The organism is Sphaerisporangium viridialbum (genome assembly GCF_049674955.1).
GTDB lineage: Bacteria > Actinomycetota > Actinomycetes > Streptosporangiales > Streptosporangiaceae > Sphaerisporangium > Sphaerisporangium viridialbum.
This window is the reverse complement of the sequence record NZ_CP187232.1, coordinates 6,767,922-6,794,192: the sequence shown is the minus strand read 5'-3', so window position 1 is coordinate 6,794,192 and position 26,271 is coordinate 6,767,922. Positions and strand designations below refer to the sequence as shown.

Annotated in this window: 20 protein-coding genes; 12 read left to right on the top strand and 8 right to left on the bottom strand. The window is 72.3% G+C overall.

Going from position 1 to position 26,271, the window contains the following annotated elements:
* Positions 1-111: 111 nt before the first annotated feature.
* Positions 112-3,264, bottom strand: a complete 3,153-nt coding sequence (ileS, locus tag ACOZ38_RS30790; protein ID WP_424534619.1) for an isoleucine--tRNA ligase — start codon at positions 3,262-3,264, stop codon at positions 112-114.
* Positions 3,265-3,925: 661 nt separating this feature from the next.
* Between ileS and ACOZ38_RS30785 the strand changes: the two genes are divergently transcribed.
* The 3 genes from ACOZ38_RS30785 to ACOZ38_RS30775 are packed head-to-tail and all read left to right on the top strand — an operon-like array spanning position 3,926 to position 5,854.
* Positions 3,926-4,336, top strand: coding sequence for a TraR/DksA family transcriptional regulator (locus tag ACOZ38_RS30785; protein ID WP_424534618.1), 411 nt, complete (start codon positions 3,926-3,928; stop codon positions 4,334-4,336).
* Positions 4,309-4,932 carry a signal peptidase II gene (gene lspA, locus ACOZ38_RS30780; protein WP_424534617.1) on the top strand — a complete coding sequence of 208 codons (624 nt, stop codon included), beginning with the start codon at positions 4,309-4,311 and terminating at the stop codon, positions 4,930-4,932. Before ACOZ38_RS30785 ends, lspA begins: the two co-directional genes overlap by 28 nt.
* On the top strand, positions 4,925-5,854 hold the full coding sequence (locus tag ACOZ38_RS30775; RefSeq protein ID WP_424534616.1) for an RluA family pseudouridine synthase: 930 nt from the start codon (positions 4,925-4,927) through the stop codon (positions 5,852-5,854). Before lspA ends, ACOZ38_RS30775 begins: the two co-directional genes overlap by 8 nt.
* Before the next feature lie 19 nt (positions 5,855-5,873).
* Here ACOZ38_RS30775 and ACOZ38_RS30770 read toward each other — a convergent pair whose 3' ends face one another.
* The 3 genes from ACOZ38_RS30770 to ACOZ38_RS30760 all read right to left on the bottom strand — a co-directional run bounded on the left by ACOZ38_RS30770 (position 5,874) and on the right by ACOZ38_RS30760 (position 11,594).
* The gene (locus tag ACOZ38_RS30770; RefSeq protein ID WP_424534615.1) at positions 5,874-7,364 is read right to left on the bottom strand and encodes a protein kinase domain-containing protein; all 1,491 of its coding nucleotides are present in this window, start codon (positions 7,362-7,364) and stop codon (positions 5,874-5,876) included.
* Between the two features lie 43 nt (positions 7,365-7,407).
* A complete protein-coding gene (locus tag ACOZ38_RS30765; RefSeq protein WP_424534614.1) occupies positions 7,408-8,910 on the bottom strand; it encodes a protein kinase domain-containing protein in 1,503 nt (500 codons plus the stop codon).
* Between the two features lie 68 nt (positions 8,911-8,978).
* Complete coding sequence (locus ACOZ38_RS30760) at positions 8,979-11,594, bottom strand: protein kinase domain-containing protein (protein ID WP_424534613.1); 2,616 nt, start codon at positions 11,592-11,594, stop codon at positions 8,979-8,981.
* A 314-nt stretch (positions 11,595-11,908) separates the two neighbouring features.
* Here ACOZ38_RS30760 and ACOZ38_RS30755 point away from each other — a divergent pair, with 314 nt between their 5' ends.
* The 4 genes from ACOZ38_RS30755 (at position 11,909) to ACOZ38_RS30740 (ending at position 16,434) form a co-directional block, all read left to right on the top strand.
* On the top strand, positions 11,909-12,850 hold the full coding sequence (locus ACOZ38_RS30755) for a chorismate mutase (protein ID WP_424534612.1): 942 nt from the start codon (positions 11,909-11,911) through the stop codon (positions 12,848-12,850).
* 225 nt (positions 12,851-13,075) lie between these two features.
* The gene (locus ACOZ38_RS30750) at positions 13,076-13,258 is read left to right on the top strand and encodes a hypothetical protein (RefSeq protein WP_424534611.1); all 183 of its coding nucleotides are present in this window, start codon (positions 13,076-13,078) and stop codon (positions 13,256-13,258) included.
* 21 nt (positions 13,259-13,279) lie between these two features.
* Positions 13,280-13,636 (top strand): VOC family protein, encoded by a 357-nt coding sequence (locus tag ACOZ38_RS30745; protein ID WP_424534610.1) that lies wholly within the window; start codon positions 13,280-13,282, stop codon positions 13,634-13,636.
* 407 nt (positions 13,637-14,043) lie between these two features.
* On the top strand, positions 14,044-16,434 hold the full coding sequence (locus ACOZ38_RS30740) for an ATP-binding cassette domain-containing protein (RefSeq protein ID WP_424534609.1): 2,391 nt from the start codon (positions 14,044-14,046) through the stop codon (positions 16,432-16,434).
* Between the two features lie 39 nt (positions 16,435-16,473).
* On the opposite strand, the gene ACOZ38_RS30735 is transcribed toward ACOZ38_RS30740, so the two are convergent.
* Together ACOZ38_RS30735 and murA are read right to left on the bottom strand one after the other, a co-directional pair.
* Positions 16,474-18,810 carry a transglycosylase domain-containing protein gene (locus ACOZ38_RS30735; RefSeq protein ID WP_424534608.1) on the bottom strand — a complete coding sequence of 779 codons (2,337 nt, stop codon included), beginning with the start codon at positions 18,808-18,810 and terminating at the stop codon, positions 16,474-16,476.
* A 125-nt stretch (positions 18,811-18,935) separates the two neighbouring features.
* On the bottom strand, positions 18,936-20,240 hold the full coding sequence (murA, locus tag ACOZ38_RS30730) for a UDP-N-acetylglucosamine 1-carboxyvinyltransferase (protein ID WP_405151657.1): 1,305 nt from the start codon (positions 20,238-20,240) through the stop codon (positions 18,936-18,938).
* 117 nt (positions 20,241-20,357) lie between these two features.
* Here murA and ACOZ38_RS30725 point away from each other — a divergent pair, with 117 nt between their 5' ends.
* Complete coding sequence (locus tag ACOZ38_RS30725) at positions 20,358-20,885, top strand: hypothetical protein (RefSeq protein ID WP_424534607.1); 528 nt, start codon at positions 20,358-20,360, stop codon at positions 20,883-20,885.
* A gap of 12 nt (positions 20,886-20,897) precedes the next feature.
* On the opposite strand, the gene ACOZ38_RS30720 is transcribed toward ACOZ38_RS30725, so the two are convergent.
* Both ACOZ38_RS30720 and ybaK read right to left on the bottom strand, forming a co-directional pair.
* Positions 20,898-22,301, bottom strand: a complete 1,404-nt coding sequence (locus tag ACOZ38_RS30720; RefSeq protein ID WP_424534606.1) for an amidase — start codon at positions 22,299-22,301, stop codon at positions 20,898-20,900.
* Between the two features lie 106 nt (positions 22,302-22,407).
* Positions 22,408-22,908 (bottom strand): Cys-tRNA(Pro) deacylase, encoded by a 501-nt coding sequence (ybaK, locus tag ACOZ38_RS30715; protein ID WP_424534605.1) that lies wholly within the window; start codon positions 22,906-22,908, stop codon positions 22,408-22,410.
* A 101-nt stretch (positions 22,909-23,009) separates the two neighbouring features.
* Between ybaK and hisD the strand changes: the two genes are divergently transcribed.
* Genes hisD through ACOZ38_RS30695 form a run of 4 tightly spaced genes read left to right on the top strand, consistent with a single transcriptional unit; the run spans position 23,010 to position 26,240 of the window.
* Complete coding sequence (hisD, locus tag ACOZ38_RS30710) at positions 23,010-24,314, top strand: histidinol dehydrogenase (RefSeq protein WP_424534604.1); 1,305 nt, start codon at positions 23,010-23,012, stop codon at positions 24,312-24,314.
* Entirely contained in the window at positions 24,311-25,471 is a 1,161-nt protein-coding gene (locus ACOZ38_RS30705) for a histidinol-phosphate transaminase (RefSeq protein WP_424534603.1), read from the top strand. The genes hisD and ACOZ38_RS30705 overlap by 4 nt, the downstream gene beginning before the upstream one ends.
* Positions 25,468-26,088, top strand: coding sequence for an imidazoleglycerol-phosphate dehydratase HisB (gene hisB / locus ACOZ38_RS30700; protein ID WP_424534602.1), 621 nt, complete (start codon positions 25,468-25,470; stop codon positions 26,086-26,088). The genes ACOZ38_RS30705 and hisB overlap by 4 nt, the downstream gene beginning before the upstream one ends.
* A complete protein-coding gene (locus ACOZ38_RS30695) occupies positions 26,085-26,240 on the top strand; it encodes a hypothetical protein (protein ID WP_405151643.1) in 156 nt (51 codons plus the stop codon). Before hisB ends, ACOZ38_RS30695 begins: the two co-directional genes overlap by 4 nt.
* Positions 26,241-26,271 lie beyond the last annotated feature (31 nt).

Here is a 26,271-nt window from a genome sequence, read left to right as displayed (position 1 = left end):
AGGCCCGGTCGGTGGCTGCCGGGATGCGCCGGAGCCCTCGGATGGCCGGCATGAGGTGACCGACCGGCGGCAGGCCACGGGGGTGGTTCCCCGCGGCCTGCCGGGTGGTTGTCAGTCGCGGGTGAGGTGGAAGGTGAGGCCCAGGTCGTCGTCGCGGTGTTCGGGCAGGTCGGCGGCGGGCCCGCCCTCGGTCATCGTGGTCGCCAGGACCTCGTCGGCGACCCGCTGACCGTCCGCCCGAAGCGCCTCGGCGAGGTCGCCGGAGGCCGTCCACCACAGGGAGATGCGGTCGGTGATCTCAAGACCGCTCGACTTGCGGGCGTCCTGGACCAGGCGGATTACCTCGCGGATGAGGCCGGCCCGCCACAGTTCGGGCGTGACCGTCAGGTCGAGGGCGACGGTCTCGCCGGTGCCCGTGCCGACGGCGCCCGTCTCGACGGCCCAGCCCGCCCTCGGCTGCTCGGTGACGATCAGCTCGTCCGGCCCGAGGGCGACCTCGGACCCGGCGACGACCACCGTGGCCGTCTCGCCCGCGCGGACCCTCGCGGCCAGCGCCGCCGGGTCCGCGGCCGTGATGGCCGCCGCGACGTCCTTGGTGCCGCTGCCGAAGCGCTTGCCGAGCGTGCGGAAGTTCGGCTTGACGGTGAACGAGACCAGGTCGGCGGAGAACGACGACAGGTCCTCAAGCGCCTGCACGTTCAGCTCGTCCGCGATGAGCTCCCGCAGTGAGCCGGGCAGGGACGCCCAGCGGGAGGCGCCGACGAGCGCGCGCCCGAGCGGCTGGCGGGTCTTGACCCCGCTCGACGCGCGCGCCGACCTGCCGAGCTCCACCAGGCGGCGTACCAGGGCCATCTGCTCCGACAGGGCCGGGTCGAGCAGCTCCTGGCTCACCTCCGGCCAGGTGGACAGGTGCACCGAGGAGGGCGCCTCCGGGGCGCGCAGCACGTCCCAGACGTAGTCGGTGAGGAACGGCACCAGGGGCGCCATCAGCCGCGTCACCGTCTCCAGGGACTCGTACAGCGTGGCGAACGCCGAGACGTCGCCCGACCAGAACCGGCGCCGGGACCTGCGGACGTACCAGTTGGACAGGTCGTCGAGGAACTCGGTCAGCCGCCGCCCGGCGCGCGTGGTGTCGAACGTCTCCAGCGCCTCGGTGACGTCGGACACGGTGCGGTTGAGCTCGGCCAGCGCCCAGCGGTCGATCAGCGGGCGGTCGGCGTACGCGGGGGCCTCGGCAAGCCGCGCGGGCGACCAGGACTCGGCGTTGGCGTAGAGCGTGAAGAAGGAGGTCGTGTTCCAGTAGGTCAGCAGGACCTTCCTGACGATCTCCTCCAGGGTGGCGTGGCCCACCCGCCGCGGCGCCCACGGGGAGCCGGAGGTCGCCATGAACCAGCGCAGCGCGTCGGCGCCGTGCTCGTTCATCAGCGGGATCGGCTGCAGCACGTTGCCGAGGTGCTTGCTCATCTTGCGGCCGTCCTCGGCGAGGATCAGGCCGAGACAGAGCACGTTCTCGTACGCCGACCGGTCGAACACCAGCGTGCCGACGGTCATCATCGAGTAGAACCAGCCACGGGTCTGGTCCAGGGCCTCGCAGATGAACTGCCCGGGGTAGGACTTCTCGAAGACGTCGTTGTTGACGTGCGGAGCGCCCCACTGGGCGAACGGCATGGCGCCGGAGTCGTACCAGGCGTCGATGACGTCGGGGACGCGGCGGGCCTCGGCGCCGCAGGTCGGGCACGCGAAGGTGACGTCGTCGACGAATGGCCGGTGCGGGTCGAGGGCCGACAGGTCGAGCCCGGCGTGCTCGCCCAGCTCCTTCAGCGACCCGACGCAGGTCACGTGGGACTCGTCGGCCGAGCACACCCACAGCGGCAGCGGCGTGCCCCAGTAACGCGACCGGGACAGGGCCCAGTCGACGTTGTTGCGGAGCCACTCGCCGTAGCGGCCCTCCTTGATCGTGGCCGGGAACCAGTTGGTGCGCTCGTTCTCGGCGAGCAGGCGGTCCTTGATGCGGGTGGTGCGGATGTACCAGGAGGGGAGCGCGTAGTAGAGCAGCGGCGTGTGGCACCGCCAGCAGTGCGGGTAGCTGTGCTCGAAGTGGCTGCCGCGGAACAGCAGGCCGCGGGCTCGGAGGTCCTCGGTCAGGCCCTCGTCGGCGTCCTTGAAGAACTGGCCGCCGACCTGCGGCACGCTCGGCAGGAAGCGCCCGTCGGGGCCGATCGGGTTGACCACCGGCAGGCCGTACCGCTTGCAGGTCGTCATGTCGTCGGCGCCGAACGCCGGCGCCTGGTGGACCAGGCCGGTGCCGTCCTCGACGGTGACGTAGTCGGCCAGCACCACGTAGTGGGCGCCGGGGATGTCGACCAGCTCGAACGGCCGGGAGTACGGCGTGTGCTCCAGCTCGGCGCCCTGGAGGCGGTCGGTGACCGTCCAGCCCTCGCCGAGCGCGCTCTCGACCAGCGGCTCGGCCACGATGACCGGCCGCTCGCCGTCCTTGGCCGCGACGACGTACGTCACGCCGGGGTGGACGGCCACGGCGGTGTTGGACACCAGCGTCCACGGCGTGGTGGTCCAGATGAGCAGGTCGGTGCCCTCGAAGCGGCCGGAGGTCACCGGCATGCGCACGTAGACCGAGGGGCTGGAGACGTTCTCGTACCCGCCGGGCTGGCCCAGCTCGTGGTCGGACAGGCCGGTGCCGCAGCGCGGGCAGTACGGGGTGATGCGGAAGTCGCGGAACAGCAGGTCCTTGTCCCAGATGACCTTCAGCGACCACCAGACGGCCTCGACGTAGGAGGGGTCCATCGTGCGGTAGGCCTGGGACATGTCGACCCAGTAGCCCATCCGCTCGGTCATCTCCTCGAAGGCGTCCACGTGGCGCCGCACCGACTCGCGGCAGCGCTCGTTGAACTCGGCGATGCCGTACGCCTCGATCTCGGGCTTGCCGGACAGGCCGAGCTCACGCTCGACGGCGACCTCGACGGGCAGGCCGTGGCAGTCCCAGCCCGCCTTGCGCGGGACGTTGAACCCGCGCATCGACTTGTAGCGGGGGAAGACGTCCTTGAAGACACGCGCCTCGATGTGGTGCACGCCGGGCATGCCGTTGGCGGTCGGAGGCCCCTCGAAGAAGATCCAGGAGGGGCCGTCCGCGTTCTGTTCGAGCGAGCGTTCGAAGACCTTGCCGTCACGCCAGCGGTCGAGCACCTCCGCCTCGAAGGCGGGCAGGTCGACCTGCGCGGGGAGCGGGCGGAAGTAGGGTGCGGACATCGTAGGGGCATACCTCCACGCGAGTGTTTCTCCATGGCGTGGAGGGACGAGGCCGACGGCCCCGCGGTACCACCCTCCTTGACCTCCTCCGGAGAACTTTCCCGAAAAGAGGCCCACTCTTGTCATCGCTGCCGGTTCTACTGGGCCGCGCGCAGCCGTGGAGCTGATCGCTGCCGTTCCTCCGGCGGCTCCGGGGTGATCTTCCCTCCGGCTCTCGCCCCGGGCTCGCACCGTCCCCGGGTCGCTCATGCGAGGGGGCACGGAGGTACTCGTCCCCATCAACGCCTTGCAAACTAAAACGATATCCCACCCTGGGCGGAGCGCGGACACATTAATGCGGCCGGCCGCCGGCCCCGAATCCGCTCGCGGTGCTTACGGCGGCGGCGCGGGCCGGGCTCGGCGCGGGCGGGCGGAAAGGCCGACGGCGGCGGCGCCGCGCGGGGCTCACCGGCCGTGGGACGTGCGGCTCCCGGAGGTACGCCTGGTAAGTGGAGCGACAAGCGTGGATAAGATCCTGGAGATCATCGGTAATGAGCAGGAATTGACCTAAAGGGCTGCGCTGTTACTGATGACGTAAACGGTCGGCGCGTCGTTTGTTCTTCCGATATGGCCGACCTATGCTTCCCGCACTGCTCATCAGGCGATCGGCGAGGAGGCCTTCATGGCCGGTATGACGCGTGCGGCGAAGACCGCCATAGAGACGGACGGCGCCGTCGGCTGGACCGGCGGGGAGCTCTCCGACGTCCGCAAGCGCCTCAAGGGCGAGATCGAAGAGCTCAACGCCGAGGTCGCGCGGTCCGAGTCGCAGATCGCCTCGGGGGACATCAGCGACAGTGCGGGGGACGACCAGGCCGACGCCGGGGCCAAGACCTATGAGCGGGAACGCGAGATCGCCCTTACCCTGAATGCGCGAGATCTGGTCGCGCAGAACGAGCGGGCGCTCGCCCGCATCGACGCAGGAACATACGGAGTGTGCGAATCGTGCCACAAGCCGATCGGCAAGGAACGCCTCCAGGCGTTCCCGAGGGCGACGCTGTGCGTGTCGTGCAAGCAGCGGGAGGAGCGTCGCTGAACGCGTCGCCGGAGACCACCGACGGGCCGGAGCCGCTCCGCGCCAGACGCATCGGCGCCCTCGCGGTGATCGCGGTGCTCATCTACCTGCTCGACCTCGTCAGCAAGACCCTTGTGGTGAAGTTCCTGGAGGGCGGGGAGCCGGTCCGCGTGATCGGCGACCTGCTCCAGCTGCGGGTGATCCGCAACTCGGGAGCGGCGTTCAGCATCGGCACCGGCATGACGATCATCTTCACGGTGATCGCCACCGGTGTGGTCGTCGCCATCCTGCGCACGGCGCGCCAGCTCCGCAGCGTCCCGTGGGCGATCACCCTCGGCCTGCTGCTCGGCGGCGCGCTCGGCAACCTCACCGACCGCGTCTTCCGCTACCCCGCCCCTTTCCAGGGACACGTCGTCGACTGGATCGAGGTCTTCCCCGTCACGCACTTCCCGGTGTTCAACATCGCCGACTCGTCGATCGTCTGCGGCGGCATCCTCGCGGTCTTCCTCGCCTGGCGGGGCCACCAGATCGACGGGTCACGCCTGGTGGGCGAGCAGGCAGGGCGGCAGGGCGGGCAGGCGGAGCAGGGCGAGCAGGGAGATGAGCGGCATGGGTGAACTGCGCAGCCTTCCGGTGCCCGACGGGCTGGAGGGGGAGCGCCTGGACGCCGCGCTGGCGCGGCTGTTCGGCTTCTCCCGCACCCGCGCCGCCGAGCTGATCTCCGCGGGCGACGTCCAGGTCGACGGCTCGGCCGCGGCCAAGTCCGACCGGGTGCACGCGGGCGCGTGGCTCGACGTCGTGATCCCCCCGCCGCCCACCATGCCGGTGCCCGTCGCCGAGCCCGTCCCCGGCATGCGCGTCCTGTACGAGGACGACGACATCATCGTGATCGACAAGCCCATCGGCGTGGCCGCGCATCCCACCGTGGGCTGGACGGGCCCGACCGTCCTCGGCGGCCTGCTGGGCGCCGGGCACCGGGTGGCGACCAGCGGCGCGTCCGAGCGCCAGGGCATCGTCCACCGCCTCGACGCCAACACCACCGGGGTGATGGCGGTCGCCAAGAGCGAGACGGCCTACTCCCGGCTCAAGCGCGCCTTCAAGGAGCGCACGGTCGAGAAGCACTACCACGCGCTCGTCCAGGGCCATCCCGACCCGCTGCGCGGCACCGTGGACGCCCCGATCGACCGGCACCCGTCCGGCGACGGCAGGTTCGCCGTGGTCGCGGGGGGCAAGCCGTCGATCACGCACTACGACACCGTCGAGGCGTTCCGGGCGGCGTCGCTGCTCGACGTCAAGCTGGAGACCGGCCGCACCCACCAGATCCGGGTCCACATGTCGGCCATCCGGCATCCCTGCGTCGGAGACCTGGCCTACGGCGCCGACCCCACGCTCGCGGCCCGGCTGGGCGTGACCCGCCAGTGGCTGCACGCGGTCTCGCTGGCGTTCGACCACCCGTCGAGCGGCGAGTGGGTGACCTTCACCAGCGACTATCCCGAGGAGCTCGCGAGGGCCCTCGACCGCGTACGCGCCGAGTCCTGACCAGAGACCGTACGACCCTCTAGATCCCCGGCACCGGGATGCCGTGGTCGATGACGGCACGCCCGTCGTTCTGGCCCGGGTCGCTCTCGCGGCCCCGGCTGTCGCCCTGACCGTCGCCGCCCTGGTCGCCGTGCGGGCCGGCCTCACCCTCGCCGGGCGGCACGACGTTGTCGTCGCCCTTGGCGTTCTTGGTCTTCGTGGGCTTCGGGGTCGGCTCGGGCGAGGGCTTGTCCTTGCCCTTGTCCTTGGTCTTGTCCGGCTTGGGGCTCTCCTTGGTCGGCTCGGGCGCCGGGGCCGAGGACGTCGGCGTACGGGAGGACGGAGTCTGGTCCCGCTGCTGGTAGGTCTCCTGCGGCGTCCGCCGGGTCACCGGCTCGGTGGAGGGCGTCACCGACACCGTCACCCGGACGGTCGGGGAGTTCGTCGGCGTCAGGGCGGTGCCCGCCGACCGCGCGGTCACCCATGCCAGGCCCCCGGCCACCAAGCCGACGGAGACGATCAGCGCGGTGAGCCCCGCCAGGGCGATGCCGCGTCCTCCGGCGCCCGGCCGCGCCTGTGGGGGCACCGCACCGGGGGTGGTGAGGGCCGGCACCGGCGTGGGGTCAGTGGCCGGAGCGGAGACCGGTACGGGGATCGGTGGCGGCACAGGGGTGGCGGGAGCCGTCGGCTCCGGCTGGATGCCGGCCGCCACCATGCGCAGGTAGCCCTCCGCCTCCGTGGCGGTGAGCCGCTCCGCCGGGTCCTTGCGGAGCAGGGCCATGAGGACGGGGCCGATCGGCCCCGCCAGGCGCAGGGGCGCGGGCGGGTCGTGCATGACCGCGCCCAGCGTCGCCAGCGGGTTGCCGCGCTGGAACGGCGAGCGTCCCTCCGCCGCCACGTACAGCGTCACGCCGAGCGACCACAGGTCGGAGGCCCGCGTCGCCTGGCCGCCCGCGGCCCGCTCCGGCGCGATGAACGCCGGGGTGCCGATGAGCGTGCCCGTGCGGGTGACGGGGGAGTCGTCGTCCAGCGTGGCGATGCCGAAGTCGGTGAGCACGGCCCGGCCGCCCTCGTGCGCGAGCAGCACGTTGTCGGGCTTGACGTCCCGGTGCAGCACCCCTGCCTGGTGCGCGGCGCGCAGGGCCGAGAGCACCTGCAGGCCGATCTCGGCCACGCGGGCGGGTGGAAGCGGTCCCTGGTCGCGGACCACGGCGCCCAGGGTGTTGGACGGCACGAGCTGCAGCACGATCCAGGGGTGGCCGCTCTCCTCGAACACGTCGTAGACGGCGGCGACGCCGGGGTGGCCCACCCGTCCCGCGGCTCGGGCCTCGCGGAAGGTGCGGACCGAGAAGATCTCCCGTTCGGGCCCGGTCAGCTCCGGAGGCGCGATCAGCTCCTTGACGGCGACTTCGCGGCCGAGAATCTCGTCGTGGGCCCGCCAGACGGTGCCCATCCCACCTCGGCCGATTGACTCAAGCAGACGGTATCGGCCTGCCACGACTCGGTCTGTGACCTGGGAGGAATCCGGCATGCCAGCCCAGCTACCCGGATTTTCGGGTCACATGCCCTCATAGTCAGGACAAGCGGAATGTCTTCGCAAACCTATCGAAATAGGCAGATTCCTCTTTCCAGTCGTCCTGGGGGCTCTGCAGATAGATCGTGACCTGCCGTCCGCTCGCTGTGTTGAAGGCCCGGTCGAGAACGTGGACGGGAGCCGACCGCACCTTCCAGGTGAACTCCCAGTCGGCGGCCGGCCGGGCCCTGAAGGCGACGGACCGCAGCTCCAGGAGCTCGTAACCGGGCAGCCTGCCCTCGGCCAGCGCCTGCTTCTCGACGTCACGCAGGGCGGCGAGCGGATCGCCGTCGGTCCAGGGAGTCAGGTCGACCAGCAGGTAACTCTGCGAGCCGGGAGGCCGGAACCACACGCGGGCCCCCTTGCTGTCGGACACCGCCCAGCCGTCCGGGAGGGCCAGGGAGAAGCCCAGCCGGGGATCGGTGTAGGTGCGCCAGCCGTCCGGAAGCGAGGGGGCGGGGGTGCGGGTGGCCGTCGGGGACGGCGGGGAGCTGGACGGCACGGCGGCCGACGAGGTGGCCGTGACGGAGGGGGAGATCGGCGTGGAGGGCCCGGCGGCGGTGCCCGCGAGCTCGCGGTAGCCGTACCACCCGGCCGCGCCGATCACGGCCAGGAGCAACGGCAGGCCCGCGACCAAGGCTAAGCGGGACCCCGGCGAGCGGCGCGCCCTCGGCGCCCGCCCCGGGGGCCCAGCGGCCACCTGGCGCAGCGCCTCGGCCGCGGCGGCGGCCGGCATGCGCTCTTCCGGCTCCTTGCGCAGCAGGCCCTGGAGCACCGGGCCGAGCGGCCCCGCGAGCCGCGTGGGCTCGGGCTGGTCGTTGAGCACGGCCGCCATCGTCGGCACGGGCGCACCCCTGTCGAAGGGCGGCCTGCCCTCCACCGCGGCGTACAGCGTCGCGCCGAGGGACCACAGGTCGGACTGCGGGACTGCGGGATGGCCGCGCAGCCGCTCGGGCGGCATGAACGCGGGGGTGCCCGAGAGGTTGCCGGTCGTGGTGAGGGCCGTCTCGTCGGGCATCGTGGCGATGCCGAAGTCGGTCAGGACGACCCGGCCGTCCTCGGTGAGCAGGACGTTCTCGGGCTTCACGTCACGGTGGAGCACCCCGGCGGCGTGCGCCGCGCGGAGCGCGCCGAGGATCTGGGCGCCGATGCCCGCGACCGTGCGGGGATCGAGGGGACCGTCCGCGCGGACGACCTCGCCGAGCGAGCGGGAGCGGACCAGCTGCATGACGATCCAGGGCCGGCCGTCCTCCTCGATGACGTCGTGGACGACGACCACCGACGGATGGTCGAGGCGCCCGGCGGCCCGCGCCTCGCGGATCGTGCGCCGGTTGAAGGCCACGCGGTCTTCCTCGCTGATCGCGTGGTAGAGGACCTCCTTGACCGCGACAGGGCGGTCGAGGAGCTCGTCGTGGGCCCGCCAGACCACGCCCATGCCGCCACGGCCGATCGCCTCCAGCAGGTGATATCTGCCGGCGACCCGGCGCTGCGTCTCCGCGGTCACGTCGCCCCGACCCTCCTTTGCCCGTTCCCGCATCGTCCCATAGCCGGGGCTTGCCTGGAGCGTGACCTTTACTTGGCGGGTTTGAAGGTCGCGGCGAGGGTGTCGAAGAGCTTTTTCTTCTTCTTCCAGTCCTCGTCCTGGGTCTTGAAGAGCAGCGCGTAGCCGTTGTTCTTGTCGGTGACGAAGCCGCGGTCGATCACGCGCGACCGGAACCGGCCGTCGCCGAAGGTGAACTCCCAGTCGGCCGCGGTCTTCCAGTAGCCCTTGACCTCTCTGATGGCGACCAGGCTGTAGCCGGGGAAGTTCCGGCTCATGCCCGGCGCGTCGCGCTGCCAGACCTTCAAGGCGTCCGACTCGGGGCTGGAGGTGTGGTGGACCTCCAGGTAGGTGTGCGCGTCCCCGCGGAAGCGCACCTCGCCGTTGCCCCTCCCGTCCACGCTCCATCCCTTCGGCAGCGCGACGGAGAACCCGCTCGAGTGCTTGTATTTGTGCCAGCCATCCGGGACGTCCCCGGGGCCCAGGGCGGTCGGTTCGGGGCTGGACGACGGCTTCGGCGTCTCGGTCGGCGACGGAGAAGGCGAGGACGGCGCTGACGGCGCCGGGGAGACGCCCGAGGACGGCGCGGCCGAGCCGCCGGTCGCGGGATCGGTCGTCGGCGCCGAGGCTTGCTCGCCGGACGCCGACGTACCGTCGGAGGGCGTGTCGGCATTCCGCGCGCCCAGCCACAGGGCGACGGCCGCCACGACCAGGACCAGGGGAACGGCCACCAGCACGATGCGCGGGATCGGCAACGGGCGCCGCCCGGAGGCGCCGCCCTCGTCGTCGCCGGACGACAGGGGGATCAGCGGCGGCCCGATCGAGGTCGCGGCCGGGCCGGCCGAGGTGACCGCGGGCCCCACGGAGGTCGCCGCGGGCGCGGCGGATGCGTACGAGCCGGGTGCCTCCGCCGCGGCGGGCGAGGCGTAGGGCCGCTTGCGCGACTCGGGGCGCGTCTCCGCCTCGCCGTCTCTCGACTGCCTCGGGATCTGCGTCGGCCGGTGCCTCTCGTACTGGTCGGCGGCCGAGACCGGCGCGGCGGCCGGCCGGGCGCGCTCCTCGGCGGGCCTCACCGGTTGCACGGGCGCGGCCTTGGGCCTGACCGGCTGGACGAGGGCAGAGGGCTTGACCGGCGCGGAGGCCGGGGGCTTGACGGGCTGCACCGGGGCGGAAGGCTTGCCCGGCCGCGCGGACGCCGAGGGCTTCTCGGAGGCGGGGGTGCCCGGCACCGGGGAGGCGGCCTCCTCGGCCACCTCGTGCGCCGCGGTGTCACCGGCAGCCCGGACCTCCTCGGCTCCGGCCTCCTCGGCTCCGGCGGCCTGGTCCTCGTCTCCGGCGGCCTGGACCTGCGCGGCGGCCTCGGCCTCCTGGACCTCCTCGGCCTGCCCGGCGCCGGTCGCCGGTAGGCCGGGGACCTCCTGCGCGAGGACGGCGTCCTCATCCTGGACTGCGTCCTGCTCGTGGGCCTGCCGCCGCGCGGCCGCCCGGGCCTGTCCGGCGGCGGCGGAATCCTTGGCCGCCGGCCGCTTGGCGGCCTGGGCCCGCTTGAGCGACTGGACCTGTTCCAGCGCCTCGGCCCGCCCGCGTACCTCCGCGGGGGCCGGGGTCGCGCCGCGCGCGTCCGGCGCCCTGGGCGCGGGAACGGCCCCCTCCGCTCCGTCGGCCGCGCCGGGCCGGGGAGCCTCCGGCCGCGGCCGCGCGCCTTCGCGGGGCTGCCTCGGCTCCTTCGGCTGCTTGCGCGGAGGGCTGGTGGCGGGCATGGGCAGCGGGGTCGCGGGAAGCGTGCGCTGGCTCGTCATGGGGGCGGAGGAACGGTCCTCCGCGATGCTGCGCAGCATGCGCTCGGCCTGGTCGGCGGTCAGCCGCTCGGCGGGGTTCTTCTCCAGCAGGCCCGACAGGACGGCGCCGAGACGCCCGGCGCGGAGGGCGGGCTCCGGCTCGTCGTTCAGCACGGCGTGCATCGTGGCCATCGCCATGCCCTTGTCGTGCGGCGGCCGGCCCTCGACGGCGGCGTACAGCGTGGCGCCGAGCGACCACAGGTCGGACTCGCGCTGGGCGGAGTACCCGCGAAGACGCTCGGGGGCGATGAAGGCGGGCGTGCCGACGAGCCCGGTGCGGGTCATCGTCGTGTCGGTCTCCATGCGGGCGATGCCGAAGTCGGTCAGCACCACCCGGCCGTCATCGGTCAGGAGGACGTTCTCGGGCTTGACGTCCCGGTGCAGCACCCCGGCGGCGTGGGCGCTGCGCAGTGCCTCCAGGATCTGGAGCCCGATCTCGGCCGTCATGCGCATCGGCAGTGGCCCGTCGTCGCGCAGCACCTGGCCGAGTGACCGGGAGTCGACGAGCTGCATGACGATCCAGGGGCGGCCGTTCTCCTCGATGACGTCGTGCACCACGACGACGTTCGGGTGCGACAGCCGCCCGGCCGCCCGCGCCTCGCGCAGGGTGCGGCGGTTGAGCTCGGCGACCTCGTCGTCCTCGGGGTCGCCGGGATAACGGACTTCCTTGACGGCCACGGCGCGATCGAGCAGCTCATCGTGGGCGCGCCACACGATGCCCATGCCACCGCGGCCTATCGGCTCCAGTAGCTGGTAGCGGTTGGCCACGCGGCGCCCCTGCCGCCGCTCACCCGGCCGTGCTTCCGACATCACCCGCCGCTACCCCCTTCCAGGCCACTGAATCGTCCCATAGAGGTGCGCAGGTGCAAACGCGGCTCCGGCCATACCGTCCGGTATCTGAGATCGGGTGTCCACCAGCTGGCGCTCGCCTGATAACCTCGGTGCCATGACTTGCTGTTTCATGTTGATCCGGCCGGTTTCTCGGGGGCCGGTCGCCTTCACATGATCTAGCCAACCATCCGGAGCCGGCAGAGGGCGGAGACGAGGGCGTCTCTGCCTTTTCGTCGTTCCAGACCCCCGCCGGCTCGCGGCCGTCGCGGCCGGCGCCCAAAGAGGGAGCCGACATGTCATCCACCGGGCAGCCGGGCACGCGCACCGTACGCATCGGGAACCTCACCGTGGGAGACGGCCCCGCGGTCGTCGTGGGAGGCGCCGCGGAACCCGCACCGGACGCCGACGCGCTGTGGCTCGGCCTGCGCGCCGACCACGAAGCGGGCCCCCGTGGAGCGGCCGCGATCGCCGGGGCCAGGGCCAGGTGGGACGGTCCCCTCCTGGTGGAGCCCGCCTCGGCCGCGGACCTTTCCGCGATCGCCGCGCACGCCGACGGGGTGGTGGTCGGCGCGGAGCAGGCCGGCGACCTCCCGCTCGTACGGGCGGCGGCGAGGCTCGGCCTCCCGATCGTGCTGCGCCGGGCCCCCGAGACCTCCCTGGACGACTGGCTGGAGCTGGCGGGCCACTGCGCGGCGGAGGGGAGCGGCGACGTCGTCCTGTGCGAGGGCGGCCGTACGCGGGCGGCCGACCTGGCGCTCCTGCGGGCCGCCGGGCAGCGGTCAGGCCGCCCCGTGCTCGCGGCGCCGGGGGAGGACGCGGGGCTGGCGGGCGCGGCGGTGGCCGCCGGAGCGGACGGCCTGTGGCTCGCCCCGGAGGCCACCGCGGAGACGGTCGCGGCGGCGCGCGAGGCGGTGACGGTGATCGGCGCGCTCCTGCGCGCGGAGGCCCCCGCGACGCTGGCGGCGGCGCGGGGCGCCATCGACCGCGTCGACGCGGCGCTCGCCGTGCTGCTGGAGCGCAGGGCGGCCCTGGCGGGCACCGTCCAGAGGCTCAAGCCCGTCGGCGGCTTCGCCGGGCGCGACATGGAACGCGAGCGCCGGCTGGTCGCCGCGATGGCACTCAGGGCGCCCGTCCTCGGGGAGGCGCGGCTCGCGCCGATCATGAACGCCGTCATCGAAAGCGGCCTGCACCTCGCCGAAGAGGTAAGACTCGTGCAGCCAGGTACAAGCGTCTGAGTCAGACCAGGCCGGCGGGGTGTCTCGGCCCTCGATGCCGGTTGACCGGTAAAGGGGCGGGTTCGACAGGGTCGAGTAGGCATTCATCCTGCTCCACATACGGGCACCTCAGCCGCGAGTTCCGGCACACCTACGGCGAGCCGCCATTCGCGTGGCCGAACAGGTGACCAGATCGGTCAGGAATCGAGAAGCGCCGCTCACCGGCCCTCACCTAGCCTGACCGCCATGGACCACCAGGACGGACCCCTGGCCTTCTATCGCGGCACCCTCGGCTTCGAGGTCCGCGACGACGTCGGATACGGCGGGATGCGCTGGATCACGGCCGGCCCCCGCCGGCCAGCCCGGCACGTCGATTTCCGGGCTTCCCGTTCGTCCATAAGCTCGACAAGACACACCGGGTCGATGTGACCCACGACTTCAGGAGTGACCATGACCGGCTCTTCCACCCAGGGAATCAGGACCGTGCTGCATCCCGTGTCCGACCTGGCGGCGGCCAAGGAGGTGTACACCGCCCTGCTCGGCGTACCGCCGCAGGCCGACGAGTCCTACTACGTCGGCTTCGAGGCCGCGGGCCAGCACATCGGGCTGGTGCCGGGCGGTGGGCCGCAGGGCATGACCTCACCGGTGGCCTACTGGCACGTGCCGGACATCGAGGCGAAGCTGGCCGAGGTGACCGCCGCGGGTGCCACCGTGAAGGAGCCCGCGCACGACGTCGGTGGCGGCCGCCTGGTGGCCACCGTCACCGATCCCGATGGCAACGTCCTCGGGCTGCTTCAGGACCGATGAGCGCCGACCCCCGCCTGAACGAGATGCCGGCCCCGCGTTCCAGAAGGCGGTCGGCGGCTCGATCGACGACTCCAACCGTGACGCCGCGGCCCGGCCGCGAGCTGATGCGCGACGGCCGCTGGTCGGTCTGACGCCTCGGCCGGGCGCGCCGCGTACCGGGGCCCCAGAGGCTCCATGGGCCGAAGCCGCGTGGATGCCTTGGTTCCCGCGCCGAGCGCGACCCGGCCGGCGTCAGCCGGACGGGCATTGCCCCACCCCGGCCGACGCCGCCGATCAGGTAGACAGTGACCGTTGCCGCGACCGCGCCAATCACGGAAAACCGGACATACTGCTCTAATCCGGTCAAATTAAGCCAGGCGACGCCGACGGAGACCGCGAAGGCGGTCCACCTAACAGATGGAGAAACGATGAGCATGGCCATGAGGACGGACACGCAGTCGCCTGCGCTTCACATTGCCGACAGCCACGATCTGATCCGCGTGCAGGGCGCGCGCGTGAACAACCTCAAGGACCTCAGCGTCGAGATCCCGAAGCGCCGGCTGACGGTGTTCACCGGCGTCTCAGGCTCGGGCAAGAGCTCGCTGGTGTTCGGCACGATCGCCGCGGAGTCGCAGCGGATGATCAACGAGACCTACAGCGCCTTCGTGCAGGGCTTCATGCCGACGCTGGCGCGGCCCGAGGTCGACGTACTCGACGGGCTGACGACCGCGATCATCGTCGACCAGCAGCGGATGGGTGCCGACCCCCGCTCCACCGTCGGCACCGCCACCGACGCCAACGCGATGCTGCGCATCCTCTTCAGCCGGCTCGGGCAGCCGCACATCGGCTCGCCCCAGGCGTTCTCCTTCAACGTCGCCTCGATCAGCGGAGCAGGCGCGGTCGCGCTGGAGCGCGGCGGGAAGACCGTGAAGGAGCAGCGCAGCTTCAGTATCACCGGCGGCATGTGTCCGCGGTGCGAGGGCCGGGGCTCGGTCAACGACATCGACCTGTCCGCGCTGTACGACGACAGCAAGTCGCTCAAAGAGGGCGCCCTCACGATCCCCGGCTACACCATGGACGGCTGGTACGGCCGCATCTTCATCGGCTCCGGCTTCTTCGATCCGGACAAGCCGATCAGCAAGTTCACGAAGAAGGAGCTCCACGACCTGCTCCACAAGGAGCCGACCAAGATCAAGGTCGACGGCATCAACCTGACGTACGAGGGCGTGATCCCGAAGATCCAGAAGTCGATGCTCTCCAAGGACGTCGACGCGATGCAGCCGCACATCCGTGCGTTCGTGGAGCGGGCGGTGACGTTCACCACCTGTCCCGAGTGCGGCGGCACCCGGCTCAGCGGGGCGGCCCGGTCTTCCAAGATCAAGGGGATCAACATCGCCGACGCCTGCGCGATGCAGATCAGCGACCTGGCCGAATGGGTTCACGGCCTCGACGAACCGTCGGTGGCGCCGCTGCTCGCCAAGCTGGCGCACACCCTCGACTCGTTCGTGGAGATCGGGCTGGGCTACCTCTCGCTCGACCGGCCCTCGGGCACGCTGTCGGGCGGCGAGGCGCAGCGCGTCAAGATGATCCGCCACCTCGGCTCCTCGCTGACCGACGTCACCTACGTCTTCGACGAGCCCACCATCGGGCTGCACCCGCACGACATCCAGCGGATGAACGACCTGCTGCTGCGGCTGCGGGACAAGGGCAACACGGTGCTCGTCGTGGAGCACAAGCCGGAGACGATCGTGATCGCCGACCACGTCGTCGACCTCGGCCCTGGTGCCGGTACGGCGGGCGGCACCGTCTGCTTCGAGGGCACCGTCGAGGGGCTGCGGGCCGGCGGCACCCTCACCGGCCGCCATTTCGACGACCGGGCCTCCCTCAAGGAGTCGGTGCGGACGCCCACCGGCACGCTGGAGATCCGCGGCGCGACGGCGCACAACCTGCGCGACGTCGACGTCGACTTCCCGCTCGGGGTGCTTGTCGTCGTCACCGGCGTCGCCGGCTCCGGCAAGAGCTCGCTCGTGCACGGGTCGATCCACGCCGGCGCAGGTGTGGTGTCGGTCGACCAGGGCGCGATCCGCGGCTCGCGACGGAGCAATCCGGCGACCTACACCGGACTGCTCGACCCGATCCGCAAGGCGTTCGCGAAGGCCAACGGCGTGAAGCCGGCGCTGTTCAGCGCCAACTCCGAGGGCGCCTGCCCCACCTGCAACGGCGCAGGCGTCATCTACACCGACCTGGCGATGATGGCCGGCGTCGCCACCACCTGCGAGGAGTGCGAGGGGAAGCGGTTCCAGGCATCGGTGCTGGACCACCACCTTGGCGGCCGCGACATCAGCGAGGTGCTCGCGATGTCGGTGACCGAGGCCGTGGAGTTCTTCGGCGCCGGCGAGGCGCGCACGCCGGCCGCGCACGCCATCCTCAACCGGCTCGCCGACGTCGGGCTCGGCTACCTCAGCCTCGGCCAGCCGCTCACCACGCTGTCCGGCGGCGAGCGGCAGCGGCTCAAGCTGGCCACCCACATGTCCGAGAAGGGCGGCGTCTACGTCCTCGACGAGCCGACCACCGGCCTCCACCTCGCCGACGTCGAGCAGCTGCTCGGCCTGCTCGACCGGCTCGTCGACTCCGGCAAGTCGGTCATCGTCATCGAGCACCACCAGGCGGTCATGGCGCACGCCGACTGGATCATCGACCTCGGCCCCGGCGCCGGCCACGACGGCGGCCGGATCGTCTTCGAGGGCACACCCGCCGACCTCGTCGCCGCCCGCTCCACCCTCACCGGCGAGCACCTCGCGGCCTACGTCGCCACCTGACCGAGGCCCTCGCGAGGTCAAGCCTCTCCGGGCGCCGGCTCACCAGCCGTCGCGGTGGCGGTCGCGACGGTGGGTGGCCGAGCGGTCCCAGGGGTCTGTGGCGTCGTCGTCCAGGTAGTCGAGGTACCACGGGCGGCGGTGGCTCTCGCGGCCGTAGTACGGGTCCGAGCGGGCGCCGGGCGCGTGTCGCCAGCGGGGGCGGGGGCCGTGCTCCCGTCGGCCCTCCTCCCGCTCGTCTTCGGGGTACTCGCCGCGTCCCTCCTCGCCTCGGCGGGCGCGGGGGTCGGCACCGGCCATGTCCTCGGGTCTCAGGCCCGGAGTGGACCCGCCGCCGAACCGTCCCATGTCGGGCGGCGTGAACGACGTCGGCGGGGTGTAGCGCAACGCCGCCTCCATGGACTGCACCCAGATCGGCCCCGGCAGGGACGCCCCCTGGACGCCGCCGTAGGACTGGCCGCCGATCTCCACATTGGTCAGCGGGTACTTGTAGGCGCCCCTGATGTCGCCGACGCTGACGGCCGCCGCCAGGTCGGGGGTGTACCCGGCGAACCAGGCCGAGGTGTAGCCGTTGTTGGTGCCCGTCTTGCCCGCGGCGGGCCTGCCGAGGCTCTGCCCCTTCATCGTGCCCCTGGTGAAGACCCCGGACAGGATGTGGCTGACCGCGTCGGCGACGTCCTGCTCGATGGCGTCCGTGCAGCTCGGCGAGATGGCCGTACGCCTGCCGCGCCGCTCGGAGATCTCCAGGATCGCCATGGGGCGGCAGTAGCGGCCACGGGCCCCGAATGCCGCGAACGCGCTCGCCACGGTCACCGGGTCCATCTCGTTCACCCCGAGGGTGAAGGTCGGCACCTCCTTGAGCGGCTCCCCGTCCGCCCTGACGATGCCCAGCGACTTGGCCGTGCGCACCACGTCGCACAGCCCGACGTCACGCTCCAGCATCATGTAGAAGATGTTGACCGACTGCCACGTGCCGGTGGACAGGCTGTGCGGGCCGCCCCTGCCCTCCCCACCGGCGTTGTGGACCACCGCGTCGGGGTCGTTGACCTTCTTCCCCGCGCAGTTCCTGTACCCCGACGAGGGGACGAAGCTGCCGGGCGTGTCGAAGCCCTGGTCGAACCGCCAGCCCTTCGCCAGGGCCGTGGCGAGCGTGAACGCCTTGAACGTCGACCCTGCCTGGAACCCCTGCCCGCCGCCGTGCACGGTGTCGGCCGGCAGGTTGTAGGTCGTCTTGGGCCCGTCGTTCCGGTCGCCGGGGTTGATCCCGTACTCCTTGCTCGCCGCCAGGGCGCGGATGCGCCCCGTGCCCGGCTCCACCATCGCCTCGGCCGCCACGTCGTTGTCCTTGGCGTGGACGTGCGCGGCGATGGCCTTCTCGGCGGCGCGCTGCGCGGTGCGGTCCAGGGTGGTCCTGATCACCAGGCCGTCGCGGTACAGGCGGCGCTCGCGCTCGGCGCGGGTCTGCCCGAAGGCGCGGTTGGTGGCGATCTCCTTCTGCACGTACAGGCAGAAGAACGGGAACTCGCTCTCCGAGCACCCGCCCGGCTCGGGCCGCAGGCTCAGGGCCAGCGGCGTCGCCTTGGCGGCGTCGGCCCTCACCTGCGAGATCATCTTGAGCTGCGCCATGCGGTCGAGCACCAGGTCGCGGCGTTCGAGCAGCCGCCTCTGGTGCACCTCGCCGAGGGTGGGGTCGGTGAAGTACGGCGTGCGCACGGCCCCCGCCAGGGTGGCGGCCTGGGCCGGGGTGAGCGCGGCGGCGGAGGTGCCGAAGAACCGCTGCGCCGCGGCCTGCACGCCGAACGCGCCCCCGCCGAAGTAGGCGATGTTGAGGTAGCGCACCAGGATCTGGTCCTTGGTGTACTTCCGCTCAAGCCCCATGGCGTACCGCAGCTCCTGGAGCTTCCTGCGGATGCTCGGCGCGCGGGCCATGTCGCGCTCGGCCTCGGAGTGGGCGTTCTGCAGCAGGATGTTCTTCACGAGCTGCTGGGTCAGCGAGGATCCGCCCTGCCGGATGCTGCCCGCCTTGGTGTTGGCGATGATCGCCCGCAGGGTGCCCTTGAGGTCGAGCCCCGCGTGCTCGTAGAACCGCGAGTCCTCGATGGCGACCATCGCCTTGAGCATGACGGGCGCGATCTTGCTGATGTCGACCGACTGCCGGTTCTGGACGTAGAACTGGGCGAACTGCTTGCCGTCCTTGTCGAGCAGCCGGGTGCGCTCGGGCAGCGGGGCCTCCCGCAGCATGGTCGGCACCTCGAAGAAGTCGTGCGCGGCGCTCCGCGTCAGGATGCCCGCGCCGCCCACCGCCGGGAGCGCGACGGCCGCGGCCAGCAGCCCGCCGACCACGCCCGCGACGCCGAGCGCCGCGATGCTCACCGCCACCGGACGCTCCCGGGGGCGGCGCCGCGTGGACTCGCCGCCGGGTGTTCGGCGGCCGTCGGATCCCGAGGTCACGGGGATAGAAGTGCGACCCAGGGAACGCCGGCAAACGCCCTACCGAGGAATCTTTACGCTTCCCGGTTGATCTTCAACCCAAGTGAGGTGAACTGGTCGAAAACGCGGTGGTAACCACGCTCGATGTGGTGGACGCCCCGCAGCGTCGAGGTGCCCTCGGCGACGGCCGCGGCCAGCACCCCGGAGAACCCGGCGCGGATGTCGGGCAGGGTGACGTCGGCGCCCCGGAGCTTGGAGACGCCCCTGACGACCGCGGAGTGCCGGGCGTTGGTGTCGTGGTAGCGGCACGCGGGCCCGCCGAGGCACACGTCGAAGATCTCGATCTCGCAGCCCATCTTCTGCAGGGCCGGCACGTAGACCAGGCGGTTCTCGAAGACGGTCTCGTGCAGCACCGACATGCCCTCGGCCTGCGTGAACAGGACCATCAGCGGAGTCTGCCAGTCGGTCATGAAGCCGGGGTGGGTGTCGGTCTGCACGGCGGCGGCCCGCAGGCCGTCCGGCGCGGAGGCGGTCAGCCAGTCGTCGGTGATGTCGAACGTCGCGCCCATGCGGGCGAGGGTGGTGATGGCGGTGACCAGCCGGTCCTGCGGGCAGCCGTGCACCCGGACCTCGCCGCCGGTGATGAGCCCGGCCACCAGGTAGGAGAAGGCCTCGATGCGGTCGCCCGCGAGCCAGGTGGAGGCGCCGCGCAGGCGCTCGACGCCCTCGATGACGATGCGGCGGTCGGGGCTGAGCTCGATGCGCGCGCCCATGCGCTGCAGGAACAGCGCGAGCTCGACCACCTCGGGCTCGGTGGCCGCGCCCTTGATGACGGTCTTGCCCTCGGCGAGCACGGCGGACAGAAGGATGGTCTCGGTGGCGCCGACGCTGGGGTAGGGCAGCTCGATGCGGGTGCCGCGCAGCCGGGTGGCCTTGGCGAAGATGCCGGTGTCGCGCACCTCGACCTCGGCGCCCATCGCGCGGAGCGCCTCGACGTGGAAGTTGACCGGCCGCCGCCCGATGGGGTCGCCGCCGACGAGCGGGACGTACGCCTCACCGGCCAGGTGCAGCAGCGGGCCGAGCATCAGGATCGGGATGCGGTTGAGCCCGGTGAAGGCCTCCGGCACCCGGGGCCTGATCTCGGGGCCGCGCTCCAGGGTGATCTCGCCGCCGCTGATGTCGACCTCGATGCCGAGCGCCTCCAGCATGGCGGCGGTGATGCCGACCTCGCCCACCTCTGGGGCGTTGTGCAGCGTGCTCGGGCCGATGCCGAGCATCGCGGCGACCATGTGCTTGGACACCGCGTTCTTGGAACCGCGTACTTCGACGTCCCCCCGCAGAGGTCCGGACGACTCGATCAGCCATACCTCTTCGCTCACGGGGGACAGCCTAACGGTGGGGAAGGGCGTGCCAGGAGGCGCGGTGGCGGGGCTCACATCGGTACCATGTGCGGATCCGTACGCTGGAACGGGACGCGTGACAGGCGAGGTGATCGGGTGCGGCATCTGCGGGACTTCGGACTGACGATCTTCGTGCTCGCCCTCATGGGCGTGGCGGCGGGATTCCTGTGGTCGGCGCTCGCCCCCCGCACGCCGTACATCATCACCAAGGCCGGCCCTGAGCTGACCGACCCGACCACCCAGTCCCTGATCGGGGCCGACGGCTGGTTCGCCGTGGTGACCGGCGTGGCGGGGCTGGCCTGCGGTGTCTTCGCTTACCTGATCGCGCGCAAGGGGGGGCGCCCGATCGCCCTGCTCGCCGGGCTCGCGGTCGGCGGCCTGCTCGCCGGCTTCCTCGCGCTCAGCGTCGGCACGTCGCTGGGCGGCTCGATGGTGCAGGCGGCGGCGCCGCGCTCGTCCGGCATCGGGTCCACGGTCGACGTGCTCGGCGTCACCGCGCGCGGCGTGCTGCTGAGCTGGGCGCTGGTCGCGGTCGCGATCTTCGGCATCCTGGAGGCCGTCGACGGCCGCGACACGCCGGAACCCGCGCCTGGCAACGGCGAGGAGCTGGGCCAGAGCCCTTGACGGGTGCGGCGGCTAGCGGCCGAGCGCGGGGTGCCTGGCCCCGTGGCCGGTCGCCCGCTCGAAGGCGTGCGCGACCCTGAGCACCGTGAGGTCGTCCCACGGCCGCCCGACGATCTGCACCCCGACGGGCAGGCCGCCCGGGGTGAACCCGCACGGCACCGAGGCCGCCGGGGAGTGCAGCACCGAGATCCAGTACGCCGAGCGCATCCACGCCAGGTAGTCGGGCATCGGCGTGCCCGCCACCTCGGTGACGTACGGCTGGTCGACCGGGAACGGCGGCACCTGGCTGACCGGGGCGATCAGGACGTCGTGGTCGTCGAAGAAGGCGTTCATGCGCTGGAACAGGCGGCTGCGCAGGCGCTCGGCGCGCGCCAGGCCGGCGCCGGTGACCTCGCGCCCCCGCTCGACGTTCCAGGCGACGTTGGGGCCGACCTGGCCGGCGGGCAGGTCGCCGAAGGCGCTCGCGTAGTACCAGGCGCGGTAGGTGCGGAAGGCGTCCTCGGCGTCGGACAGGTCGAGCTCGACCTGCTCCACCTTGGCGCCGAGCCCGGCCAGCACGCCCGGCGCCCGCGCCGTCACGGCGGCCGTCTCGGGGTCCACGGGCAGCCCGCCGAGGTCGGGACTCCAGGCCACCCGCAGGCCCGCCATGTCGCACTCCAGGGACCCGGCGAAGGCGGAGCCGTCCTCCCGGACGGCGAACGGCGAGGTGGGGGCGAAGCCGGAGATGACGCTCATCAGCAACGCGGCGTCGCCGACGGTCCTGGCCAGGGGGCCCGCCACGCCGAGGGTGAACCAGGCCGAGGTGGCCGAGGCGTCCGGCACCCGCCCGGGGGTCGGGCGCAGCCCCACCACGTTGCAGAACGACGCGGGGTTGCGCAGGGACCCGCCCATGTCGGAGCCGTCGGCCAGCGGCACCATGCCGGAGGCCAGCGCGGCGGCGGCCCCTCCGCTGCTGCCGCCCGCGCTCCGGGTGAGGTCGTAGGGGTTGCGGGTGGGGCCGAACACCTCGTTGACGGTGTGCGAGCCGGTGCCGAACTCCGGCGTGTTGGTCTTGCCGACCGTGATCGCCCCGGCCGCCCTGGCGCGCCGGACCACGAGCGCGTCGGCGTCGGGCACGTGGTCGGCGAAGAGCGTCGAGCCGTACGTCGTGCGGATGCCGGCCGTGTCCGTCAGGTCCTTGTAGGCGATGGGCAGGCCGTGCAGCGGGCCACGCGGGCGGCCATGCGCGAAGTCGTCGTCGAGCCGCCTCGCCTCGGCGAGCGCCTGGTCGGCGACCAGCGTGACGACCGCGTTGACCTCGCCGTTGACCTCGTCGATGCGCCGCAGATGGGCCTCGGTCAGCTCGACCGCGCTGATCTGCCCGTCACGCAGGAGGCCCAGCATCTCGGTGGCGGACAGGTAGAACAACTCGGTCACTCTGGCTCCTTCGGGCACCTGGGGCACTTGCCTGGTCCTATGGCAGTTGACGCCAGTCTGGCGAGCCGAATCGCCGGAAGGCGATGGCAAGGGTTGCCAAGCGTGGTCAGGAGGCCTTGCCGATGGGAGCGGTGATCGCCCGGGTGAGGCGCACCAGCCCGGCGGGGGCCGTCTCGATCTGCAGCCCGCGCCGCCCCGCCGAGAAGTAGATCGTCTCGAACTCCAGCGCCGAGGAGTCGATCACGGTGGGCAGGGCCCTGCGCTGCCCCAGCGGGCTGATGCCGCCGACGACGTAGCCGGTGACCCGCTCGACCTTGGCCGCGTCGGCCATGGCCGCGCGCTTGCCGCCGAGTGCGGCGGCGAAGGCCTTCAGGTCGAGCTTGCCGGAGACGGGCACGACCGCGACCGCGAGGCCGGTCTCGACCTCGGCCACCAGGGTCTTGAAGATCCGCTCGTACGGCAGCCCGAGCGCGTCGGCGGCCTCCTCGCCGTAGGCCTGGGCGTTCGGATCGTGATCATACGGATGGAGGGTGAAACCGACCTCTGCCCTGGCCAGCGCCACGGTTGCGGGAGTGCCCTGGCCTCCCTTGTTCTTCGTCTTGCTCACGGCCCCCAGCTTAACGGCAAGTTAAAATCTACAATGTAAAGCCGCCGTCCGAATGGCGGACCGCAACCGGATCGGGGTGCCACCCTCCGTAGACTGGACCGGTGATATCCCGTATCGACCTGCGCGGGTCCCTGCCGGACGACCTGCGCGACGTGCTGCCCCGCGCCGAGCTTGACGTCGAGGCCGCCCTTTCCAAGGTGCGGCCCATCTGCGACGACGTGCGCCATAGGGGAGTGGCGGCCGTGCGGGAGCTGACCGCCCGGTTCGACGGTGTGGAGCTCGGCTCCACCCGCGTGCCCGCCGAGGCCCTCACCGGCGCCCTCGCCGGGCTCGACCCCGCCGTGCGCGCCGCGCTGGAGGAGTCCATCCGCAGGGCGCGCCTGGTCCACCGCGACCAGCGCAGGACCGACACCACCACCAAGGTCGTCCCCGGCGGCACGGTCACCGAGCGCTGGGTGCCCGTCGACCGGGTCGGCCTCTACGTCCCCGGCGGGCGCGCGGTCTACCCGTCGAGCGTCGTGATGAACGTCGTGCCCGCCCAGGAGGCGGGGGTGGCCTCCCTGGCGGTCACCTCCCCGCCGCAGGCCGGCTTCGGAGGGCTGCCCCACCCGACCATCCTGGCGGCCTGCGCGCTGCTCGGCGTCGACGAGGTGTACGCCGTGGGCGGCGCCCAGGCGGTGGCGATGTTCGCCTACGGCACCGAGGAGTGCCCCCCGGTCCGCATGGTCACCGGTCCCGGCAACATCTGGGTCGCCGCCGCCAAGCGCCTGCTCAAGGGGCGCATCGGCATCGACTCCGAGGCGGGCCCGACCGAGATCGCCGTGCTCGCCGACGACACCGCCGACCCCGTCCACGTCGCCGCCGACCTGATCAGCCAGGCCGAGCACGACGTGATCGCCGCCGCCGTGCTGGTCACCACCAGCGAGACGCTCGCCGAGGCCGTCGAGAAGGAGCTTCCCGGCCAGGTCGCCGCCACGCGGCATTCCGAGCGCATCGCCGAGGCGCTCGCCGGCCCGCAGTCGGGCATCGTGCTGGTGTCCGGCCTCGACGACGGGCTCCGGGTCGTCGACGCCTACGCCGCCGAGCACCTGGAGATCCAGACGGCCGACCCCCACGCGGTCGCCGCCCGGGTCCGCAACGCCGGGGCGGTCTTCATCGGCCCGTACGCCCCGGTCTCCCTCGGCGACTACCTCGCGGGCTCCAACCACGTGCTCCCGACCGGCGGGTGCGCCTGCCACTCCTCGGGGCTCTCCGTGCAGACCTTCCTGCGCGGCATCCACGTGGTCGACTACACCCGCGAGGCCCTCGAGGAGGCCGCGCCGCACGTCTACGCGCTGTCGGAGGCCGAGGACCTCCCCGCGCACGGCGCCGCCGTCCGCGCGAGGTTCGGCGGGGGGTCCCGATGACCTCCCTGAGCTCGGGCCGGGCCGTGCGCCTCGGCGACCTGCCGATCCGCGACGACCTGCGCGGGCGCTCGCCGTACGGGGCGCCCCAGATCGACGTGCCGGTCCGGCTGAACACCAACGAGAACCCCTACCCGCCCTCGCCCGGCCTGGTCGCCGATCTGGCCGAGGCCGTGCGGCGCGGCGCCTCGGAGCTGAACCGCTATCCCGACAGGGACGCCGTGGCCCTGCGCGAGGATCTCGCGGCCTACCTCGGTCACGGCCTCGACGCCGGCCAGGTGTGGGCCGCCAACGGCTCCAACGAGGTGCTCCAGCAGATCCTCCAGGCGTTCGGGGGGCCGGGGAGGTCGGCGCTCGGCTTCGAGCCGTCGTACTCCATGCATCCGATCATCACGACCGGCGCCGCCACGCGGTGGATCTCCGGCGCCCGTGAGGACGACTTCGGCGTCGACCCGGGCAAGGCCGTCGCCGCGATCGAGGAGCACCGCCCCGACATCGTGTTCCTGACCAGCCCCAACAACCCGACGGGCACGGCACTGCCGCTTTCGGTCATCGAGCGGGTGGCCGAGGCCGCGCCGGGCATGGTCGTGGTCGACGAGGCGTACTTCGAGTTCGCGCGCACCGGCACGCCGAGCGCGCTGAGCCTGCTGCCGGGCAACCCCCGGCTGATCGTCACCCGCACCATGTCGAAGGCGTTCGCCATGGCCGGCACCCGCCTCGGCTACCTGGCGGCCGACCCCGCCGTGATCGAGGCGCTGCTCCTGGTGCGCCTGCCGTACCATCTGTCGACGCTCACCCAGGCCGCCGCGCGGGTGGCCGTCGCGCACCGCGACGAGCTGCTCGGCACCGTCGAGGTGCTGCGCGCCGAGCGCGACGCCTGCGTGGCCTGGCTGAGGGAGCGCGGCCTGTCCGTGGCCGACTCCGACGCCAACTTCGTGCTGTTCGGCCGGTTCCCCGACCGCCACGCGGTGTGGGAGGCCCTGCTGGAGCGCGGCGTGCTGATCCGCGAGGTCGGCCCGCCCGAGTGGCTGCGCGTCTCCATCGGCACGGCCGGCGAGATGGCGGCCTTCCGCGAGGCCATGTCCGGTGCCCTCGCCGAGACCCGAGTAACTCCCGCGCCCGGCAGGCCCGCGCGCGACGACCTGGAGGAAATCCTGTGACCAGTCCCGCCGTGGGCGAGCCGAGGCCGAGGACCGGCCGCGTCGAGCGTACGACCAAGGAGACCTCGGTGCTGGTGGAGGTCGACCTGGACGGCACCGGCAGGGTCGAGGTGTCCACCGGTGTCGGGTTCTTCGACCACATGCTGGCCCAGCTCGGCAAGCACGGCCTGTTCGACCTGGCCGTGAAGACCAACGGCGACCTGCACATCGACTCGCATCACACCATCGAGGACACCGCGCTCGCGCTGGGGGCCGCCTTCCGCGAGGCTCTGGGCGACAAGTCGGGCATCCGGAGGTTCGGGAACGCCGCCTGCCCGCTGGACGAGGCGCTGGCCGAGGTGACGGTCGATCTGTCGGGCCGCCCCTACCTGGTGCACTCCGAGCCCGAGGGCATGGCCCCGATGATCGGCCCGGAGTACGACACCACCCTCACCCGGCACATCCTGGAGTCCTTCGTCGCCCAGGCCGCCATCTGCCTGCACGTGCGCGTGCCTTACGGGCGCAACGCCCATCACATCGTCGAGGCGCAGTTCAAGGCCCTGGCCCGCGCGCTGCGCGAGGCCACCGAGCGCGACCCGCGCGCCACGGGCGTGCCCAGCACCAAGGGTGTCCTGTGAGCTCGAACTGGACCGCGGTCGCGATGGTCTTCATCGGCCTGTTCATGGCCGGCGGCATCTACTCGTTCCTCAAGCAGGGGCTGAAGCTCGGCGCCGTCGTCCTCGGGATCGGCGCCGTGCTCGCGATCACCGCGGGGGTGCTGTGGTGGTGAGCGCCGCCGTCCTCCACTCCGGTTCCCGCAC